This window comes from Azospirillum sp. 11R-A (genome assembly GCF_049472615.1).
Classification (GTDB): Bacteria; Pseudomonadota; Alphaproteobacteria; order Azospirillales; family Azospirillaceae; genus Azospirillum; species Azospirillum palustre.
On record NZ_JBCEBL010000002.1, the window covers coordinates 146,598 to 164,065 of the forward strand.

The following is a 17,468-nucleotide window of genomic DNA, read 5'->3' on the forward strand; positions in this document are numbered from 1 at the left end:
CGGACACGTCTGCCCAAAGGGAGTATACGACAACAGCCGGCCGAACATAGGTAGGATTCGTGATTTTTTTGGTCGAAAGCTGGGATGCGGACCCTGCACGCCACGGTCGGCGGCCCGATCCGCATCAGGATCGCGGTTTTTCTCCTTTTGCCGTATGCGGCTCGGCCAGGGCGGTGGCCGCAGCACCGATCGGGTTGGCCGGCGGCAGGGCCGACTCGGAAGCGGCCGGGACGGCGGCTTCGTCGGCGAGATGGCAATGGGGCGGCTGGGTGGGACCGGTGACGACATCGAAATCGAACATGACAACCTCTCTCGGCTGGTGATGAAGCCGCCCGGGTCGCCCGTGTTCGGATTTTTCAGGATGTGCAGGCCATCGAGGGCCGGGGATCACAAACACGAAAGCCGCCGCGGGTCGGTCCGGGCGGCTTCGGGAGTGAGCGACAGATGCGCGTTCCTAGGCCGCCGAACGAAACCAGCGGCCAAAATATCGGGAGCGTCCGCAGGACGCGATGGCAAGCATCTGTTGCATGACGGCGACCATAGCGCGCGGCCACCGGCTTGCCAAGAGGCATTTGGGCCGGGAAGCGTCCCCGCGGCTAGCTCGCCTTGCGCTCTCCCACCGTGTCGGCGACATAGGCGTCGCGCTGACCCAGCGGCCGGGCCGGACGGCCGTCGCGGTCCGTGGTGTCGCGGGCGGTCTGGTGCTCGATCTCCGCGTTCAGTTCCGCCCCCAGCAGCACGACGTAGGAGGTCAGGTTGAACCACAGCAGCAGAACCACGACGGCGCCGACCGACCCGTAGGTCTCGTTGTAGCTGCCGAAATTCGACACATAGACGGAGAAACCGAGCGAGCCCAGCAGCCAGACGACGGTCGCCATCGCCGAGCCCCAGGTGACCCAGCGCCATTGCGGCTCCCGCCGGTCGGGGGCATAGCGGTAGAAGACGGCCAGCGCCAGCATGATGGTCACCGCCAGGATCGGCCAGCGCGCAAGGCTGGCGATCCAGCCGATGGGCGTGTCCTGAAGTCCGACGATGGCGATAGCGGCCGGGACGGCGACGATCAGCGCCATGGCGAGGATGACGAACAGCAGCCCGGCCACCGTCAGCCCCATCGACAGCGCCGCCAGCATGAGGAAACCGCGCGTCTCTTTCTCGCCATAGGCGATGTTCAGCGCCGACACCAGCGAATTGGTCCCGCGCGAGGCGCTCCACAGCGTCAGCAGCAGGCCGAAGATCAGACCGAAGCCCAGCCCCTGCGACGGGGCGGTCGCCACCTTGCGCGCCTGGTCGCTGACGATGCTGAGGGCGTCCGGCGGCAGCAGGCTGCCCAGCTGGTTCAGCTGCCCCTCGATCATCGATGGATCGGCGACGAGGCCATAGATCGACACCAGCGCCGCGATGGCCGGGAAGATGGCGAGCAGACCGTAATAGGCGACGCCGGCGGCCAGCATCGACACATTGTCCTTGCTCTGCTCGTCCCACACCCGCAGCAGGATGTCCTTCCATCCCTTCTTGGGGATCTCCGACGGGCTGTCCGCCGACCGGCCGCGGCTGTCGCCGTCATTGGCCCCGTCATTGGCGCCGTGTCCGCCGCCATGCAGCCGGTTCACGCGGTTGCGGTGCTCGTAATAGTGTCGGCGGCTCAGCCCCAGCATCCCCCGCCCTCCTCAGGCCACGGCTTCGCGGAGCGCGCCGACGCGGTGCCGCGCCGTTTCCAGCGCGTGGAACTGGGCGCCGATAGCGACCTGGAGATGGTCGTCCGGGGCATCGCGCAGGGCGCCGCGGAACAGCGCCAGCGTGCCGTCCAGCCCGCTTTCCAGCCGGGCCAGCAGATCGCCGCGGGCAGCCGGCCCGCCGGCCCCGGCCATCACGCTGCGGGCGCTGGCCTCAGCCAGCCCATGCATCGGCGACCAGACCCGCGCGCCGTCGCCGGCGGTCTCGATCCAGCCGCCGCCCTGGCGTAGTTCGGCGTCGAGCGCCGCGGCGCTGCGGTCGAGCTGGTCGGCCAGTTCCTGCAGGCGGCCGGACAGCGACGGGTCGGCGATGGTCATGTCGGCGCGGCGGAAGGCCTCGGCCCCATCGCGGCAAGCGCCGGTCAGGTCGGTCAGCAGATGCCGGCTGCGCGGGTCGAGCTGCCGGCCATCGGGGGCGTAATCGTCGAATTCGGTGGTGGATTCCGGCGTGCGGGCGACCGCCACGGCGAGCCAGAGGGCGCCGACGCCCATCAGCGCCACCGGGATCGGGTTGGCGCGCACGGCGCGGGCGATGCGGCCGGACAGCCCGTCGCCGCCGCCCTGGATCACGTCGCGCACCACCTGCACCACGCCGCCGGACATCTGGCCGGGCGACAGGCGGAACTCGATCTCGTCGATCACCGAATCCATGCGGGCGCGGATCGACTGGATCTCGTGCTCAATCTCTTCCGGGCGGCGGCCCTGGGTGGCTGTCGTGTCGGGAGGAGCGGCGGACGGAATGGCGTCGTTCTGATGGGTCATGCCGGGCGTCTCCTGTGGGGGCTGCCGGCTTGCAACACCACCACAGGCCGATTGTTCCGGTCCCTCCCGCTTCGCCCCTGAGGGTCAGCCCATAAGGTCAGCCGATAAACTCAACCGATAATCTGGGCGAAGGCCATCACCTCGATGCTGCCCTGCCAGATCATGCGGACGGCGACATAGACGATGACCAGCAGTCCCAGATAGGCGATCCAGTGGAAGCGGTTCAGCAGCCGCGCGATCACGCTGGCCGCCGCCCCCATCAGCGCCACCGACAGCAGAAGCCCGATGGCCATTACCCAAAGATGCTCGCGCGCCGCGCCGGCCACCGCCAGCACATTGTCGAGCGACATCGACACATCGGCGACGATCACCTCCCAGATGGCGGTGCCCACCGACTTGCCGCCGCCGGCCGGGACCGAGGCCCCGCCATCGCCAGCCTCATCCCCATCCCGGTCCCCGTCGGCAACCAGCGCCGCGGCCTGGGCCTCCTCGCGCTGGCTGCGCAGTTCGCGGAACAGCTTCCAGCACACCCACAGCAGCAGCAGACCGCCGGCCAGCGTCAGGCCGATGATGTCCATCACCTTCGTCGCCGCCAGCGCGAAGCCGATGCGCAGCACCACCGCGGCGGCGATGCCCCAGAAGATCACGCGGGCCCGCTTTTCCCGCGCCACCCCGGCGGCGGCCATGCCGACGACGATGGCGTTGTCGCCGGCAAGCACGAGGTCGATGAAGACCACCTGGCCAAGGGCGATCAGTTCGGGAATCAGCGAGTCCACGGGCGGTCCGTCGATTGTCGGTGAAGGGGAGGCGGGCGGGGAAAATCCGCCCTATAGCGCGTGAACGCGCGGCGGCGCAACATCGCCACCCGGCCACGGCAGAAAATGTCGCAGAGCCCGAAACGCCGAAGGGCCGGACGGTTTCCCGCCCGGCCCTTCCTCATGGGCAAGCCGTCATGGGCGAACCGGTGGCGGCGCTCAGGCCAGCGCCACCAGGGCCACGCCGCTCAGGCCGATGGCGGCACCCAGCCCGCGCAGGGCCAGCGCGCCCGTGCCGCCGCGGACGATGCCGCGCAGCGACAGGGCGGCGCCGACGCCGGCGCCATGCAGGAGCGCGGTGGCGAGCGCAAAGCCCAGGCCGTAGAGCAGCGGCTGTGCCGCCTCCGGCATCTCGGCGCCATGGGCATGGCCGTGGAACAGGGCGAAGGCTGAAACCACGACCAGCGAGACCGGCAGCGACAGGCGCGACTGCGCGGCGATCAGGGCGCCCAGCGCGATCACCGACCCGGCGATCCCCAGCTCGACCGCCGGCAGCTCGATGCCGGTCATGCCCAGCAGGCCGCCGCCGATCATGGCGGTGACGAAGGCCGCCGGCAGCGCCCACAGGGCGGCACCGCCGCGCTGCGCCGCCCACAGCCCGACCGCCACCATCGCCAGCAGATGGTCCCAGCCGCCGATCGGATGCAGGAAGCCGTGGGCGAAACCGGCGTCATGGGCGCCGAAGGTGTGGGCGTCGGCGACCGCGGGCAGCACCAGCCCGGCCAGCAGGACGGCCGAGGCGAGAGGGAAACGTTTCATGGACCAGCATCCTCTGATGTCGTGTCGCGCCCATCGGATTGTGCCGTCCCGGCTTTCCCGCCCGACGCAGGGGAAACCGGACGGTGTGGCGCGGTTGGGGCGAAGTGTAGCAGAAAGCGCCGGCCCGGCCATGGCCGAGACAGCGCTACACCCCCGCCGGATCTACGTATTTTGACGCAGGTCAATGAGTTGCACCCCCGATCCGTCAGGATGCGATCCGTTAACCCCCGGCAGATGCCGCCTCAGGAACCTTCAATGTCCACCCCCACGCTTCCCGGAGAAGGTTCGGTGTCCGTCCGGCTGTGGCTGGACGACGGTCAGGAGGGCATGGCCATCCGCCGGGCCGAGGTCGCCGCCCGCCGCCCACGCGCCGTCGCCGCCCTGGTCGGCCGCAGGGCGGAGGAGGCGGCGCGGCTGACACCCCTGCTGTTCAGCCTGTGCGGCAGCGCCCAGGGGCTGGCCGTCGCCCGCGCCTGCGAGGCGGCACTGGGACTCGATGCGGGCGCCCATGACGCGGCGCGCAGCCTGCTGACCGATGCGGAGGCGCTGGACAGCCATGGCTGGCAGGCGGTGGTCGAATGGCCGGCGCGCCTGGGGGCGCCGCCGCGGCCGGCAGCCCTGCGCGAGCTTCGGAGCGCGGTGTCCACCGTCCTGCCGGCGCTCTATCCGGCCAAGGACGGGCTGCGCCCCGGCGGCGGCATCCTGCGCCCGGACGTCGCGGCTCTGCGCGACGCGCTGGACCGGATGGCCGGCTGGCTGGAGGCGACGGTCTTCGCCGGCCCGCCGCCACGGGATGCCGATGAACTGGCCGGCTGGGCGGCGCGCGGCGGCACGGACGCGGCGCTGCTGGCCGCCCGGCTGCTGTCGCCAACTCTGTCCGGATGGGGGGTCTGCGGCGTGCCGTTGCTCGGCGAACGGTCGCCCGGCTGGTTCGCGGCGGCGCTGGCCGGCGATCCGGGTTTCGTCACCGCCCCCCGCCGCAACGGTGCCCCGGCCCTGACCGGCCCGCTGGAGCGGCAGGTGGACCACCCGCTGGTCGTCTCCGTGACGGAGCGCTTCGGCGACGGGCTGGCCCGGCTGTTCGCGGCGCGGCTCGCCGATCTGGTGGAACTGCCGCGTCGGATGGAGGCGGCCATCGCCGCGCTTCGGCCGGCCGATCCGGTTGCCGCCGCTCGCGCAAACTCCGCTCCGGGCGAAGGCTGCGGCGTGGCGGAGACGGCGCGCGGGCGGCTGGCTCACTGGCTGCGGCTGGACGGGGACGGCTGGCTGGCCGATGCCCGGATGGTGGCGCCGACTGACTGGAATTTCGCCGCCGACGGCCCGCTGGCGCGCGGCCTTGCCGGAGCGGCGGTGCGCGACCGCGACGATGCGGTGGAGCGGGTGCGGCTGCTGGTCGCGATGCTGGATCCCTGCGTCGCCTGCGGCATAGACGTACACGAATGACGAGCGCTTGCCGAAGCCCGCGGGCAAGTCGATGATGGCGGGCGTCTTGCGGATGGAAGAGTGGGAGAGCGCGTGATGTGCACGGTTTGCGGATGCGGCGAAGGCGAGACCCGGATTGACGGCAAGGCCACCGATGCCGGGCATGAGCACGTCGGCCCCGACGGCAAAATCTACCGCCACCACCATGGCGAAGCGCACCACCATGCCCACCATCACCATGACGACACCCACGAGCATGTCGCCCCCGACGGCACGGTGTTCCGCCACAGCCATAACGACCATGGGCATGATCACGAGCACGGGCATGGGCATGGGCACGACCATAGTCATGTCCACGATCACAGCCATGACCACGGCCACCATCATCATGGCCACGACCACCACCGCCCCGACCGGCCGGACGCCATCGACGGCGGCGCCGCGCTGAACCAGCCGCGGCTGGTCACCATCGAGCGCGACATCCTGGCGAAGAACGACGGGCTGGCCGCCGTCAACCGCCGCCGCTTCGCCGACCGCGGCGTGTTCGTGCTGAACCTGATGTCCAGCCCCGGCTCGGGCAAGACGACCCTGCTGACCCGCAGCCTGACCGACCTGAAGGGCCGCTTCCCCGTCGCGGTGATCGAGGGCGACCAGCAGACCAGCTTCGACGCCGACCGCATCCGCGCCACCGGCACCCCGGCGGTGCAGGTCAACACCGGCAAGGGCTGCCACCTCGACGCCTCGATGGTGGCGCAGGCCGCCGACAAGCTGGCGGCCGACGGCCAGTTCGCCGGGGACGGCGTGCTGTTCGTCGAGAATGTCGGCAATCTGGTCTGCCCCGCCGGCTTCGACCTCGGCGAGACCCACCGCGTCGTCGTGCTGTCGGTGACGGAGGGCGAGGACAAGCCGCTGAAATACCCGGACATGTTCGTCCGCGCCGACCTGCTGGTCGTCAACAAGATCGACCTGCTGCCCCACCTGACCTTCGATGTGGAGCGGATGATCGGCTACGCCCAGCGCCTGAACCCGTCGCTGGCGGTGATCCAGCTGTCGGCCACCACCGGCCAGGGGCTGGAGGAATGGTACGACTGGATCGCCGACGGGCTGGCCGAGGCCCGCGCGTCTCATACTGCCACCGCAGCCGTCTGACCGGAGGATCGCCGCCATGTGCCTTGCCGTCCCCGCCCTGGTCACCGCCCTGCTGCCCGACGACCGCGCCACCGTCAGCCTGGGCGGCGTCACCTCCACCTGCTCGCTGGAACTGGTGGAGGGCGTCGCCGTCGGCGACTACGTGATCGTCCATGTCGGTTACGCCCTGTCCCGCCTGGATGCGGAGGAAGCCGAGCGAACGCTCGCTCTCCTGGCCGAAGTCGCCGACGCCGAAGCCGCGGCCTGACGTCCCCTCCCCTTCCACACACCCGCCGACCATCCGGACCCCCGCCATGACCGACCGCCGCCTCTTCACCCGCAAGCTCGACATCGCCCGCGGGGCGGTGGACATGACCCATGGGTCGGGCGGCAAGGCGATGGCGCAGCTGGTGCGCGAACTGTTCGCCGCCGCCTTCGCCAACCCCTGGCTCGACCAGGGCAACGATCAGGCCGCCTTCGAGGTGCCAGGCGGGCGCATGGTGATGACGACCGACGGCTTCGTCGTCTCGCCGCTGTTCTTCCCTGGCGGCGACATCGGGTCGCTGGCCGTCCACGGCACGGTGAACGACGTCGCCATGGCGGGTGCGGTGCCGCTGCACCTGACCGCCGGCTTCATCATCGAAGAGGGCTTCCCGCTCGCCGACCTGAAGCGGGTGGTCGACAGCATGGCCGCCGCGGCGCGCGAGGCCGGGGTCGCCATCGTGTCGGGCGACACCAAGGTGGTGGAGCGCGGCAAGGGCGACGGTATCTTCATCACAACCACCGGCATCGGCATGGTACCGCCCGGCGTCGCCCCCTCGGGCGACCGGGCGCGGCCGGGCGACGTCATCCTGGTCAGCGGCACCATGGGCGACCATGGCGTCGCCATCATGTCGACCCGCGACAATCTGGGCTTCGAGACGGCAATCCTGTCCGACAGCGCCGCGCTGAACGGGCTGGTCGCGGCGATGGTGGCGGCGGTGCCGGACGTCCATGTGCTGCGCGATCCCACCCGCGGCGGGCTGGCGACGACGCTCAACGAGATCGCCCATCAGTCCGGCGTCGGCATGCGGCTGCGCGAATCCGACATCCCGGTGCGGGCGCAGGTGACGGCGGCCTGCGAATTGTTGGGGCTCGACCCGCTTTACGCCGCCAACGAGGGTAAGCTGATCGCGATCTGCACCGGGGAGGAGTGCGACCGCCTGCTCTCCGTCATGCGCGATCACCCGCTGGGACGGGATGCCGCCTGCATCGGACGTGTGGTGGAAGACCCCCATCGCTTCGTTCAGATGGAGACCCGCTTCGGCGGCCGCCGGATCGTGGATTGGCTGACCGGAGAACAGCTTCCCCGGATCTGCTGATACGTACCGGCGGGCTAACCCGCTGTTTCCAAAGAAGCGGCCCCATTGGCGGGACCCCTTTCGCGCGCTGGCCGTTGCCTCTCTCGGATGGTCCTATGCTCTGACCAGAGACGTTCAGCGACGAGAGATTACAATGGCGTTGTCCAACATCGCTCTTTTGGGCGCTCCCCGTCTGGACCCCGGCCGGATGGCCGGGACCCGGTCGGCGATGCAGGCGATGGACCGGCTTCCCGGTTGCCCTCCCCTGCACAGGCACCGCGTCAAGCGCGCCTTCGACATCGTCGGCGCGCTGGGGCTGCTCGTCGTTTTCGGACCGTTGATGGTGGTGCTGGCCTGGATGGTGGCGCGCGACGGCGGCCCGGCGGTGTTCGGCCACCGGCGCATCGGCGCCGACGGCCGTTCCTTCACCTGCCTGAAGTTCCGCTCCATGGTGGTCAATTCCGCCGAGGTGCTGGAACGGCTACTCGCCACCGACGAGGAGGCGCGTGCCGAATGGCTGGCGACGCGCAAGCTGCGCAACGACCCGCGCATCACCCCGGTCGGCCGTTTCCTGCGCAAATCGAGCCTGGACGAGCTGCCGCAGCTGGTCAACGTGCTGCGCGGCGACATGAGCCTGGTCGGCCCCCGTCCGATCATCGACGACGAGGTGTCCTACTATCACGCCTGCTTCCCCTTCTACACCCGCTGCCGCCCCGGCCTGACCGGGCTGTGGCAGGTCAGCGGCCGCAGCGACGTCGATTACGTGCGCCGCGTCCAGCTCGACACCGCCTATGTCGTCGGCTGGAACTTCTGGGCCGACATCGGCATCATGCTGCGCACCGTGCGCGTCGTGGTGAAGGGCAGCGGCGCCTACTGAGCGCCTCTCCTCAGGTCCGGCAGCGCCACACCCTCCGCCCACACCCTCCGAAAGCACTCATCCGTTCACGCCGGTCGCGCGTCCCATCGGGGCGCGCGACATCGCTGTTCGTGCATCCTATGTCAGGACTCCGCTCCATCGCGCGGTTCGGCCATTCCACCCCAGGCATGCCCTCTTGCCGAAATCGGGTGGACTTTGAGAATGGGCGGACGACGTGCTAGGGTCGGGGCAACCGGCGAAACCCTGGTATAGTGAACGATGCGTGCAAGACCGCCGGCCGGATCGGCCAGTCAAGAGGGTCCAAGGATGGCGAAGCTGCTGGCTGCCCTGCTGCTGATGATGGTGGCGATCGGGCCCGCCTGCGCCGTGGCGCCCACCAGCCGTGCCGACACCGTCGCGGCGCTCGACCGCTACCGTACGGACTTCGCAAAAATCCGCGGCTACGGGTCGCTGTCCACCGCCGACCGCAACTACGTCCTCTTCTCCGACGCCATGCGCCGTGTCCTGACGGAGCATGTGAAGCCCTTCGACCCGCAGGTGCTGATCGACAAGGCGGAAGACGGGCTGAAGAAGAAGAAGGCGGAGAACCCGAAGGCCAGCGACCGGCTGCTGACCGAAGCGGCGCTGGACAGCATGCTGGGCTCGCTCGATCCCTATTCCAGCTTCCTCGACGCCGAGCGCTACCGCTATCTGCGCGAACAGACGCAGGGCGAGTTCGGCGGGCTCGGCATCGAAGTGACGATGGACGAGGAAAGCGGCCTGATCAAGGTCGTCTCCCCCATCGACGGCTCGCCCGCCGCCCGCGCCGGCCTGCGCAGCGGCGACCTGATCGCCCGCATCGACGACGTGGCGGTGAAGGGGCTGAACCTGCACGACGCCGTCGCCCGCATGCGCGGCCCCGTCGGCAGCTCGGTCGCCCTGTCGATCCGCCGCCCGCCGGCGACCGACGCCAACACCCGCGTCTCGCTGACCCGCGCCATCGTGAAGATCCAGCCGGTGCGCTACCGGCTGGAGGGCAACGTCGCCTATGTCCGCATCGCCACCTTCAACCAGTCGACCTCCTCGGCGCTGGACGCGGCGATCGAGGACATGCGCCGCCAGTCGAAGGGCCGGCTGACCGGCGCCGTCATCGACCTGCGCAACAACCCCGGCGGCCTGCTGGAGCAGGCGGTGCAGGTGGCCGACCGCTTCCTGGAGACGGTGGACATCGTGTCCGTCCGCGGCCGGGATCCGGAAGAATCCCGCACCTACCGCGGCACCGCCGGCGACCTGATGGCCGGGCTGCCGGTGGTGGTGCTGATCAACAGCGGTTCGGCCTCGGCGTCCGAGATCGTGGCCGGCGCCCTGCAGGACCATCACCGGGCGCTGCTGTTCGGCTCCCGCTCCTACGGCAAGGGGTCGGTGCAGACGATTTCCTCGCTCAGCGCCGACACCGGCATCCGGCTGACCACCGCCCGCTACTACCGCCCGTCGGGCGCGCTGGTGGACTGCTTCGGCGTCTCGCCGAACCTGGAGGTCAAGCCGACCCACGGCAGCACCGAGGAAACCCACCCCGACCCGGCGACCTGCGACCCCAACGCCCCGGTTCCGCCGAAGCCGCAGGTGTGGATGGCGCCGGACATGTGCCCGGACGTGATGGACAAGGCCCCCAAGCCCGACGACGACCGCCCGCTGGAATGCGCCGTCTCCGCCATCCGCAACCGCCTGACCGGGACGCTGGCCGGGGGGGAGTGAGGTAAGGGTCTCCCTACCCCGCGAACCCCGCCCCCATCACCCGCGTCTCCACCGTCCAGCCGGTGCCGTGCGCCGCGATGGCGGCGATGGTGCCGGGGAGCACCCGGCGGTCGAACAGGCTCCAGTCCGCCGGCACGCCGACATCGCCGCGCAGGTCCTCGCCGATCTCCAGCAGGGCCGGCGGCGCCTCGGGCCTCACCTCCACCGCGAACCGGTCGAGCGGCATCGACAGACCGACGCCGGCCGCTTTGATGAATGCCTCCTTCCGCGTCCAGGCCAGCAGGAAGCCCTCGTCCCGCCGCTCCGGCCCCAGCCCCTGCAAGGCGGCGCGCTCGGTGGCGTGGAAGAAGCGGTCGGCGATGCCCTCGGCGCTCTCGATGGGACGAAGCCGCTCAATGTCGACGCCGATCCGCCCCTCCGCCGCCACGGCGATGGCAAGGCTGTCCTCGCTGTCGCTGAGGTTGAAGGCAGGGCCGCCGGGCAGCGACGGCTTGCCGTGCGTCCCATAGTCGAAGACCAGCCCCGCCGGATCGCGGCCGGTGCAGCGCCCCAGCAGCAGCCGCAGCAGCCCGCGGCGCAGGATGAAGCGCTCGGTCAGCCGCTCCATCAGGAACCGGTCGGCGCGCTCCACCTCGTCGGCGGACAGCAGGGCGCGCATCGCCGCCTTTTGTCTGGACAGCGCGGCGAGATCGGCGAACCAGACGCGGACGACTCCGGGGGCCAAGACATAATCCTCGGCAAGCCCGGTTGCGCCCCCGGCCTCCGGCATTTCGATGGTCCCGTCATGCATCGGACAGCGATCCTCCCTCCTAAATTAGCGTCCTGGCTCCGGCAGGGGTTTCGGGTATCATGCGCGCCTCTCGCATCCGCCCCTGCATCCGGACCAGGATCCCATGGTTGACACCGCCCTGCTCGCCCCGCATCTGACCAACGTTCTTCGCGACGCCTTCATCCCGGAGCTGCCCAATCATTACCGCGGCAAGGTGCGTGAAAACTACGACCTTCCGGACGGGCGGCGGATCCTGATCACAACCGACCGGCTGTCGGCCTTCGACCGCGCCCTGACCGCCATCCCGTTCAAGGGGCAGGTGCTGACCCAGACCGCCCGCTTCTGGTTCGAGGCGACGAAGGACATCTGCGCCAACCACGTGCTGGAATATCCGGACCCCAACGTGGTGGTGGCGAAGCGGCTGACCATCATGCCGGTCGAGGTCGTGGTCCGCGACTATATGGCCGGCACCACCGGTACCTCGATCTGGTCGATGTACAAGCAGGGCCGGCGCGAGATGTACGGCCACATCTTCCCCGACGGGCTGCGCCAGAACCAGAAGCTGGGCACCCCGATCATCACGCCGACCACCAAGGCCTTCGACGCCGGCCATGACGAGGAGCTGACCGCGACCGAGATCGTCGACCGCAACCTGCTGACCCGCGCCCAGTGGGACGAGGTGTCGGACAAGGCGCTGGCCCTGTTCGCCCGCGGCCAGAAGATGGCGGCCGACCGCGGCCTGATCCTGGTCGACACCAAGTACGAGTTCGGCTTCGACGCGGACGGCAACATCCTGCTGGCCGACGAGATCCACACGCCCGACAGCTCGCGATACTGGTTCGCCGGCAGCTATCAGGAGCGGTTCGAGGCCGGCGAGAAGCCGGAGAGCTTCGACAAGGACTTCGTCCGCAACTGGGTCGTCGCCCGCTGCGATCCCTACACCCAGGATGTGCCGGAGATCCCCGCCGACGTGGTTCTGGAGGCCGCGCGCGTCTACATCGAGGCCGGCGAGACCATCACCGGCCGCCCGTTCGAGGTGCCGGCGACCGCCGTGCCGGTGCTGGACCGCATCCGCGCCAATCTGGCGCCCTACTTCACCAAGTAAAGGGGGACGGGCTCCATGCGCATCGCCATCCTCGACGACTACCAGGGGGTCGCCTGCGACCTTGCCGACTGGTCGCGACTTCCTCCGGGAAGCAGCCTGACGGTGTTCGAAAAGCCGCTCGGCGACGAGAACGCGGTGGCGGCGGCGCTGGAGCCCTTCGACGTGCTGGTGATCATGCGGGAACGCACGCCGTTCCCGGCCTCCCTGATCGGGCGGTTGCCGAACCTCAGGCTGCTGATCACCACCGGCGCCCGCAACAACGCCATCGACCTGAAGGCCTGCGCCGCCCGCGGCATTCCCGTCTGCGGCACCCGCATGGTGGGCGCGCCGACGGCGGAACTGACCTGGGGCCTGATCCTGGCGCTGGCCAAGCGCATCCCGGCCGAAGAGCGGGCGCTGCGCGAAGGCCGCTGGCAGACCGGCCTGACCGGCGATCTCGGCGGCAAGCGGCTGGGTCTGGTCGGCCTGGGCAAGCTCGGCAGCAAGGTCGCCAGGGTCGGCCAGGCCTTCGGCATGGAGGTGGTGGCCTGGAGCCCCAACCTGACCGACGAACGCGCGGCGGACGCCGGTGTGACCCGTGTGGAGAAGCGCGCGCTGTTCGCGACCTCCGACGTGGTCAGCGTCCATCTGGTGCTGAGCGAGCGCACCCGCGGCGTGGTCGGGGCCGACGAGATCGGCGCGATGAAGCCCACCGCCCTCTTCGTCAACACCTCGCGCGCCGGGCTGGTGGACGAGGCGGCGCTCGTTCATGCGCTGAGCCACGGCCATATCGGCGGCGCCGGCATCGACGTCTTCCCCATCGAGCCTCTGCCGAAAGACAGCCTTTGGCTTGACCTTCCCAACACCGTGCTGACGCCCCATCTCGGCTACGTGACGCGGGAGAATTACGCGGTGTTCTACCGCGACGCCCTGGAGGACATCCTGGCCTGGACGGCGGGCTCACCGGTGCGGCTTCTCTCTCCCGCCTGAACGGCAACAGGGATGGAGGGTACGGGTGAACCGGAACGAAGCGGTCGGAGGCGGCGGCAGAAACGGGTTCTGGGCGAAGCTGAGCCGGCACCGGCTGGGCATGCTCGTCAGCCTCTCGGTGATCGCCGGCCTGCTGTTCGGTTTCGTCGAACTGGCCGGCGAGGTGATGGAGGGCGAGACCAGCGCCTTCGACAAGCGCATCCTGCTGGCGCTCCGCGATCCGCTGAACCCCGACCAGCCCGGCGGTCCCTGGTGGCTGGCGCGGGTGGCGCGCGACATCACCTCGCTCGGCAGCACCACCATCCTCGCCATCCTGACCGTCGCCACGCTGGGCTTCCTGCTGCTGCTGCACAAGCGGGCGGCGGCCCTGCTGGTGCTGGTGTCGGTCGGCGGCGGCGGGTTGCTCAGCACGGGGCTGAAGATGCTGTTCGACCGCGCCCGCCCCGATCTGGTGCCGCATGGCGACGAGGTGATCTCCGCCAGCTTCCCCAGCGGCCATGCCATGCAGTCGGCCGTCGTCTACCTGACGCTGGGCGCCCTGATGACCCAGTTCGTCGAGGGCCGTCGCACCAAGGCCTATCTGCTGACCTGGGCGATGGTGCTGACCCTCATCATCGGGTCGAGCCGCGTCTATCTCGGCGTCCACTGGCCGACCGACGTGCTGGCGGGCTGGAGTGTCGGCGCCGCCTGGGCGGCCCTCTGCTGGATGATCGCCGAATGGCTCCAGCGCCGGGGTGCGGTGGAGCAGGACCGGCCGGAAACCACCGCCGGGCGCTGATCCGGGTGCATCGCACAAAAGGTTAACAAGCGGGTTGAATAAGCTCGCTTGCCGACCGATAGTGTCGGCCCTAACCCTTTTGGATCGGGCCGCACCATGCCCCAGGGCACCCTCGACCGCGAAACCCTCGAAGCCGTCGGCGTCCTCGCCCGCGCGGTGGAGCGCGAGCGGGTGCCCGGCGTCCTGGAATGCCGCCTGCTCGCCAACGCTCTGAAGCGGACGCTGGACAGCGGACGGGAGAACGAGCTGAGCGAGGCGTCGCGCGTGTTCCGCACGCTCGACGCCGACCTGCGCGACCGCATCGTCGCCCGCGCGCGGGTCGAGGCGCAGCAGGCCCGCGCGCAGGCGAAGGCGGTGGAGACGGTGGAGACCGACGCCAGCCGCGATGTGGTGACTCAGGAGATCCCGGCCTTGCCGGCCCGGCGTGGTGCCGAACCGAAGGGCCGCGCCGGCACCAATTTCCTGGCGGCCCTGAACGGCCTGCGCCCGGCCGCCACCGCCGGCAGCCGCGGTGCCGCCCGCGACCGGCTGCGCGCCGCCGTCGACTCCCAGCGGCGGGTGGGCAAGCGGATGGAACCGACTCTGGATTGAGGGGCGGGCGATTGGGGGGCGGGATTGAGGAGACGCCGTCAGCCGACGACGCCCCCCGCCACTCTCACTCCGCAGCCGCCAGCGCCGCCGCGCGCTCGGCGTTCTTGGCCCGGCGGGCCTTGCGCTTCAGCCACCACATCAGCGTGCCGGTGACGGCGAACAGCGGCGGCAGGATGCCGGACAGGAAGACCGCCCATTTCCACAGCGGTCCCAGCCCCTCGCCGGCATGCAGCGGGCGCTGCCACGCGATGACCGTCTCGCCGGCGCTATAGCCTGCCGGGTCGCGGACCTCGGCCACCTGCGCGGTCCAGGGATCGACGAACACCGTGGCGATGGGCGCGCCATGCGCCTGCCCGGCCGGGGCGAGACCGATCCGGTACGCCTGATCCGGCCGTGCCGGCGGCGAGACGGAGCGCAGGGCCGCTCCCGGCATTGCGTCCTGCGCCAGGGCGACCGCGCGGTCGACATCGATGGGGGTGGCGCCCTTCACCGGCTGGACCGTCACCGCGGCGCGCAGGTCGCGGGCCGGCAGAACCGACGACACGCCGGCCCCCAGCGTCTGCGGGAAGGCGAGATAGACGCCGGAGAAGCTGACGATCAGAAAGACCAGCAGCGACCAGATGCCGACCGCGCCGTGCAGGTCGCGGTGCAGACGGATGCCGCGGGCACCGGCCTTGACGGTGAAGGCGGCCTTCCAGCGGCCCGGCCGCGGCCACCACAGAACGAGGCCGCTGACGCCCAGCACCAGCATCGCCGCGCCCAGCCAGCCGACCAGTTCGCGGCCGCTGCGGTCGCGGATCAGCAGGTTGCCGTGCAGCATGTGGACCGTGCGCAGGAAGCCGCCGGACGCCTGCGCCGGGTTGGCGCCGCCGGTCACCGCCAGCGACACCGGATCGATGCTGAGCATGCCGACCGGTCCGCCCTGCGGCGCCGGAGCACCTTGAGGAGTGCCCTGGGGAGCACCTTGAGCAGTTCCCTGCGGCCGCTCCCCGCCCCGTTCGCCCCCCCTGTCACCGCCACGCGCGGCGACGAGCCGCACCGTGGCCGGACGGCCCGGCTCTTCGGGCAGGACCAGGAAGCCCGGCTGCGTCCCGGCCGGTGCGGCGGCGCGGGCGGCGGCCAGGATGGCGGACACCGGCTGCATCGGACCGTCGGCCGGCGTCCCGGACACCTCCCGGACAGGCGCGTCGCCGGTCAGGCTGCGCAGCTCCTCGTCCACCACCAGGATGGACCCGGTGATGCCGAGGACGACCAGCGGCAGGCAGAGGATCAGGCCGACCCACAGATGGATGTTCTGAAGCGTGCGGTACCACAGGCGCTGGCTGCGCGGCTTGCTGGCGTTGGCCATGGGATGGGCTCTGACGGGATTGGGCGGTTGGACGGGCTGCGGGTCAGCGGATGAAGAACTGGACCGGAACCACCAGCTCGATGCGGTCCTTCGCCATCTCCTCCGGCGGGGCCGGCAGGGGGGAGGCGCGGCGGACCATCTCCACCGTCTCCTCGTCCAGCGAACTGACGCCGGAACTGCGGTCGAGCTGGACCGACAGGACGTTGCCCTCGCGGTCGATGGTGAAGCGGACCTGGGCGACGCCTTCCTGCCGGCGGGCCTGGGCGGCGCGCGGGTAGCGCTTGTGCCGTTCCAGATGGCTCAGCAGCCGGCCCTGCCAGCTCGGCACCGCCCGGCTGGGCGCGGCCGACGGCGCCGGTGCCGCCGGGGCGGGTGCCTGGGTCGGTGCAGGCGGTGCGGCCACCGGGGCGGGCTGCGCCGGCTGGGCGACCGGACGCGGCGGCTTCGGCTTCTCCGGCTTCGGTTTTTCCGGTTGGGGCTTCGGCGCTTCCTTCTTCACCTCGGGCTTGGGCTTCGGCGGTTCGGGCGGCGGCTTGGGCAGCACGACCTCCGGCTCGACCACGGGGGGCGGCTCGGGCGGCGGGGGCGGTTCCTCGACGACCGGCTCGGGCTCCGGTTCGGGCGGCGGCGGTTCGATCACCGGCTCCGGCATCGGTTCCGGCAGGGGGATGTCGATGGCCGGCGTCGGTTCCGGCGGAGCCACCGGCAGCGGGGCGAGTTCCAGCAGAACGGCGGGCGGCTCGGCGTCGGACGGCATGATCGGCACATGCCAGGCGACCATCGCGACACCGGCCGCGGCATGGACGCCCAGCGCCACCATCAGGCTGCCGCCCCAGCGAAAGGCTCCCCGCCCCGGCCGGTCCTCATCGCCAGCGGACCAATCGGCGGAACCTTGGTCGAAGGCGGCACTCATGGGGCGGGCGCCGATTCCAGCCCGACGAGGCCGATCTTCAGATAACCGGCGCCGCGCAGGCTGTTCATCACTTCGGTCAGGGCGCCGTAATCGACGGTCTTGTCGGCACGCAGGAAGATGCGCTGCGTCTTGTCGCCGTTGGTGGCGGCGTCCAGCGCCGCGCCCAGCGCTTCCTTCGTCGTCGCGGTTTCGCCCAGCGACAGCGTCTTGTCGGCCTGGATGGTCAGGAACAGCGGCTTGTCCGGCCGCGGCGTCGGCGTCGCGGTGGAGGCCGGCAGATCGACCGGCACATCCACCGTCGCCAGCGGTGCCGCGACCATGAAGATGATCAGCAGGACGAGGACGACGTCGATGAAGGGCGTGACGTTGATCTCATGGGTTTCGGTCAGATCGTCTTCGTTGCCGGAGCCGAGGCGCGCACCCAT

General features: G+C 70.6%; 19 protein-coding genes. 10 read left to right on the top strand and 9 right to left on the bottom strand.

Features of this window, described 5'->3' with window-relative positions:
* Nucleotides 1-124: 124 nt before the first annotated feature.
* The 5 genes from VH569_RS04315 to VH569_RS04335 all read right to left on the bottom strand — a co-directional run bounded on the left by VH569_RS04315 (nucleotide 125) and on the right by VH569_RS04335 (nucleotide 4,069).
* On the bottom strand, nucleotides 125-301 hold the full coding sequence (locus tag VH569_RS04315) for a hypothetical protein (protein ID WP_423314283.1): 177 nt from the start codon (nucleotides 299-301) through the stop codon (nucleotides 125-127).
* A gap of 295 nt (nucleotides 302-596) precedes the next feature.
* Nucleotides 597-1,655, bottom strand: a complete 1,059-nt coding sequence (locus tag VH569_RS04320) for a YihY/virulence factor BrkB family protein (protein ID WP_423314284.1) — start codon at nucleotides 1,653-1,655, stop codon at nucleotides 597-599.
* A gap of 12 nt (nucleotides 1,656-1,667) precedes the next feature.
* Nucleotides 1,668-2,495, bottom strand: a complete 828-nt coding sequence (locus VH569_RS04325) for a DUF3618 domain-containing protein (RefSeq protein ID WP_423314285.1) — start codon at nucleotides 2,493-2,495, stop codon at nucleotides 1,668-1,670.
* A gap of 110 nt (nucleotides 2,496-2,605) precedes the next feature.
* On the bottom strand, nucleotides 2,606-3,271 hold the full coding sequence (locus tag VH569_RS04330) for a YjbE family putative metal transport protein (protein ID WP_423314286.1): 666 nt from the start codon (nucleotides 3,269-3,271) through the stop codon (nucleotides 2,606-2,608).
* Nucleotides 3,272-3,469: 198 nt separating this feature from the next.
* Nucleotides 3,470-4,069, bottom strand: coding sequence for a HupE/UreJ family protein (locus VH569_RS04335; RefSeq protein WP_423314287.1), 600 nt, complete (start codon nucleotides 4,067-4,069; stop codon nucleotides 3,470-3,472).
* Between the two features lie 255 nt (nucleotides 4,070-4,324).
* On the opposite strand from VH569_RS04335, the gene VH569_RS04340 reads away from it, so the two are divergent.
* The 6 genes from VH569_RS04340 (at nucleotide 4,325) to VH569_RS04365 (ending at nucleotide 10,570) form a co-directional block, all read left to right on the top strand.
* Nucleotides 4,325-5,512, top strand: coding sequence for a nickel-dependent hydrogenase large subunit (locus tag VH569_RS04340; RefSeq protein WP_423314288.1), 1,188 nt, complete (start codon nucleotides 4,325-4,327; stop codon nucleotides 5,510-5,512).
* Nucleotides 5,513-5,587: 75 nt separating this feature from the next.
* Nucleotides 5,588-6,640 carry a hydrogenase nickel incorporation protein HypB gene (gene hypB, locus VH569_RS04345; RefSeq protein ID WP_423314289.1) on the top strand — a complete coding sequence of 351 codons (1,053 nt, stop codon included), beginning with the start codon at nucleotides 5,588-5,590 and terminating at the stop codon, nucleotides 6,638-6,640.
* A 16-nt stretch (nucleotides 6,641-6,656) separates the two neighbouring features.
* Nucleotides 6,657-6,887: a HypC/HybG/HupF family hydrogenase formation chaperone gene (locus VH569_RS04350; protein WP_324870907.1), complete on the top strand. Its 231-nt coding sequence runs from the start codon at nucleotides 6,657-6,659 to the stop codon at nucleotides 6,885-6,887.
* A gap of 46 nt (nucleotides 6,888-6,933) precedes the next feature.
* Nucleotides 6,934-7,980, top strand: a complete 1,047-nt coding sequence (gene hypE / locus VH569_RS04355; protein WP_423314290.1) for a hydrogenase expression/formation protein HypE — start codon at nucleotides 6,934-6,936, stop codon at nucleotides 7,978-7,980.
* A 133-nt stretch (nucleotides 7,981-8,113) separates the two neighbouring features.
* A complete protein-coding gene (locus VH569_RS04360) occupies nucleotides 8,114-8,836 on the top strand; it encodes a sugar transferase (protein WP_423314291.1) in 723 nt (240 codons plus the stop codon).
* A gap of 306 nt (nucleotides 8,837-9,142) precedes the next feature.
* Nucleotides 9,143-10,570 (top strand): S41 family peptidase, encoded by a 1,428-nt coding sequence (locus tag VH569_RS04365; RefSeq protein WP_423314292.1) that lies wholly within the window; start codon nucleotides 9,143-9,145, stop codon nucleotides 10,568-10,570.
* A gap of 13 nt (nucleotides 10,571-10,583) precedes the next feature.
* Here the strand turns inward: VH569_RS04365 and VH569_RS04370 are convergent, their stop codons facing one another.
* On the bottom strand, nucleotides 10,584-11,360 hold the full coding sequence (locus tag VH569_RS04370) for a 4'-phosphopantetheinyl transferase family protein (RefSeq protein WP_423314293.1): 777 nt from the start codon (nucleotides 11,358-11,360) through the stop codon (nucleotides 10,584-10,586).
* A 103-nt stretch (nucleotides 11,361-11,463) separates the two neighbouring features.
* Here VH569_RS04370 and VH569_RS04375 point away from each other — a divergent pair, with 103 nt between their 5' ends.
* The 4 genes from VH569_RS04375 (at nucleotide 11,464) to VH569_RS04390 (ending at nucleotide 14,782) form a co-directional block, all read left to right on the top strand.
* On the top strand, nucleotides 11,464-12,444 hold the full coding sequence (locus VH569_RS04375; RefSeq protein ID WP_423314294.1) for a phosphoribosylaminoimidazolesuccinocarboxamide synthase: 981 nt from the start codon (nucleotides 11,464-11,466) through the stop codon (nucleotides 12,442-12,444).
* A 15-nt stretch (nucleotides 12,445-12,459) separates the two neighbouring features.
* A complete protein-coding gene (locus VH569_RS04380; protein WP_423314295.1) occupies nucleotides 12,460-13,413 on the top strand; it encodes a D-2-hydroxyacid dehydrogenase family protein in 954 nt (317 codons plus the stop codon).
* Nucleotides 13,414-13,438: 25 nt separating this feature from the next.
* Nucleotides 13,439-14,191: a phosphatase PAP2 family protein gene (locus tag VH569_RS04385; RefSeq protein ID WP_423314296.1), complete on the top strand. Its 753-nt coding sequence runs from the start codon at nucleotides 13,439-13,441 to the stop codon at nucleotides 14,189-14,191.
* Nucleotides 14,192-14,287: 96 nt separating this feature from the next.
* On the top strand, nucleotides 14,288-14,782 hold the full coding sequence (locus VH569_RS04390) for a hypothetical protein (RefSeq protein WP_423314297.1): 495 nt from the start codon (nucleotides 14,288-14,290) through the stop codon (nucleotides 14,780-14,782).
* Nucleotides 14,783-14,846: 64 nt separating this feature from the next.
* Here VH569_RS04390 and VH569_RS04395 read toward each other — a convergent pair whose 3' ends face one another.
* Genes VH569_RS04395 through exbD form a run of 3 tightly spaced genes read right to left on the bottom strand, consistent with a single transcriptional unit; the run spans nucleotide 14,847 to nucleotide 17,468 of the window.
* Nucleotides 14,847-16,130: a PepSY-associated TM helix domain-containing protein gene (locus VH569_RS04395; protein ID WP_423314298.1), complete on the bottom strand. Its 1,284-nt coding sequence runs from the start codon at nucleotides 16,128-16,130 to the stop codon at nucleotides 14,847-14,849.
* Nucleotides 16,131-16,173: 43 nt separating this feature from the next.
* A complete protein-coding gene (locus tag VH569_RS04400) occupies nucleotides 16,174-17,043 on the bottom strand; it encodes an energy transducer TonB (RefSeq protein WP_423314299.1) in 870 nt (289 codons plus the stop codon).
* Nucleotides 17,040-17,468 carry a TonB system transport protein ExbD gene (gene exbD / locus VH569_RS04405; protein ID WP_423314300.1) on the bottom strand — a complete coding sequence of 143 codons (429 nt, stop codon included), beginning with the start codon at nucleotides 17,466-17,468 and terminating at the stop codon, nucleotides 17,040-17,042. The genes VH569_RS04400 and exbD overlap by 4 nt, the downstream gene beginning before the upstream one ends.

Excerpts from the sequence above, each read along its gene's own strand:
- VH569_RS04315 (WP_423314283.1), bottom strand. The coding sequence starts at position 301 with ATGTTCGATTTCGATGTCGTCACCGGTCCCACCCAGCCGCCCCATTGC.
- VH569_RS04320 (WP_423314284.1), bottom strand. The coding sequence starts at position 1,655 with ATGCTGGGGCTGAGCCGCCGACACTATTACGAGCACCGCAACCGCGTG.
- VH569_RS04325 (WP_423314285.1), bottom strand. The coding sequence starts at position 2,495 with ATGACCCATCAGAACGACGCCATTCCGTCCGCCGCTCCTCCCGACACG.
- VH569_RS04335 (WP_423314287.1), bottom strand. The coding sequence starts at position 4,069 with ATGAAACGTTTCCCTCTCGCCTCGGCCGTCCTGCTGGCCGGGCTGGTG.
- VH569_RS04340 (WP_423314288.1), top strand. The coding sequence starts at position 4,325 with ATGTCCACCCCCACGCTTCCCGGAGAAGGTTCGGTGTCCGTCCGGCTG.
- hypB (WP_423314289.1), top strand. The coding sequence starts at position 5,588 with ATGTGCACGGTTTGCGGATGCGGCGAAGGCGAGACCCGGATTGACGGC.
- VH569_RS04350 (WP_324870907.1), top strand. The coding sequence starts at position 6,657 with ATGTGCCTTGCCGTCCCCGCCCTGGTCACCGCCCTGCTGCCCGACGAC.
- hypE (WP_423314290.1), top strand. The coding sequence starts at position 6,934 with ATGACCGACCGCCGCCTCTTCACCCGCAAGCTCGACATCGCCCGCGGG.
- VH569_RS04360 (WP_423314291.1), top strand. The coding sequence starts at position 8,114 with ATGGCGTTGTCCAACATCGCTCTTTTGGGCGCTCCCCGTCTGGACCCC.
- VH569_RS04365 (WP_423314292.1), top strand. The coding sequence starts at position 9,143 with ATGGCGAAGCTGCTGGCTGCCCTGCTGCTGATGATGGTGGCGATCGGG.
- VH569_RS04370 (WP_423314293.1), bottom strand. The coding sequence starts at position 11,360 with ATGCATGACGGGACCATCGAAATGCCGGAGGCCGGGGGCGCAACCGGG.
- VH569_RS04375 (WP_423314294.1), top strand. The coding sequence starts at position 11,464 with ATGGTTGACACCGCCCTGCTCGCCCCGCATCTGACCAACGTTCTTCGC.
- VH569_RS04380 (WP_423314295.1), top strand. The coding sequence starts at position 12,460 with ATGCGCATCGCCATCCTCGACGACTACCAGGGGGTCGCCTGCGACCTT.
- VH569_RS04390 (WP_423314297.1), top strand. The coding sequence starts at position 14,288 with ATGCCCCAGGGCACCCTCGACCGCGAAACCCTCGAAGCCGTCGGCGTC.
- VH569_RS04395 (WP_423314298.1), bottom strand. The coding sequence starts at position 16,130 with ATGGCCAACGCCAGCAAGCCGCGCAGCCAGCGCCTGTGGTACCGCACG.
- VH569_RS04400 (WP_423314299.1), bottom strand. The coding sequence starts at position 17,043 with ATGAGTGCCGCCTTCGACCAAGGTTCCGCCGATTGGTCCGCTGGCGAT.
- exbD (WP_423314300.1), bottom strand. The coding sequence starts at position 17,468 with ATGGGTGCGCGCCTCGGCTCCGGCAACGAAGACGATCTGACCGAAACC.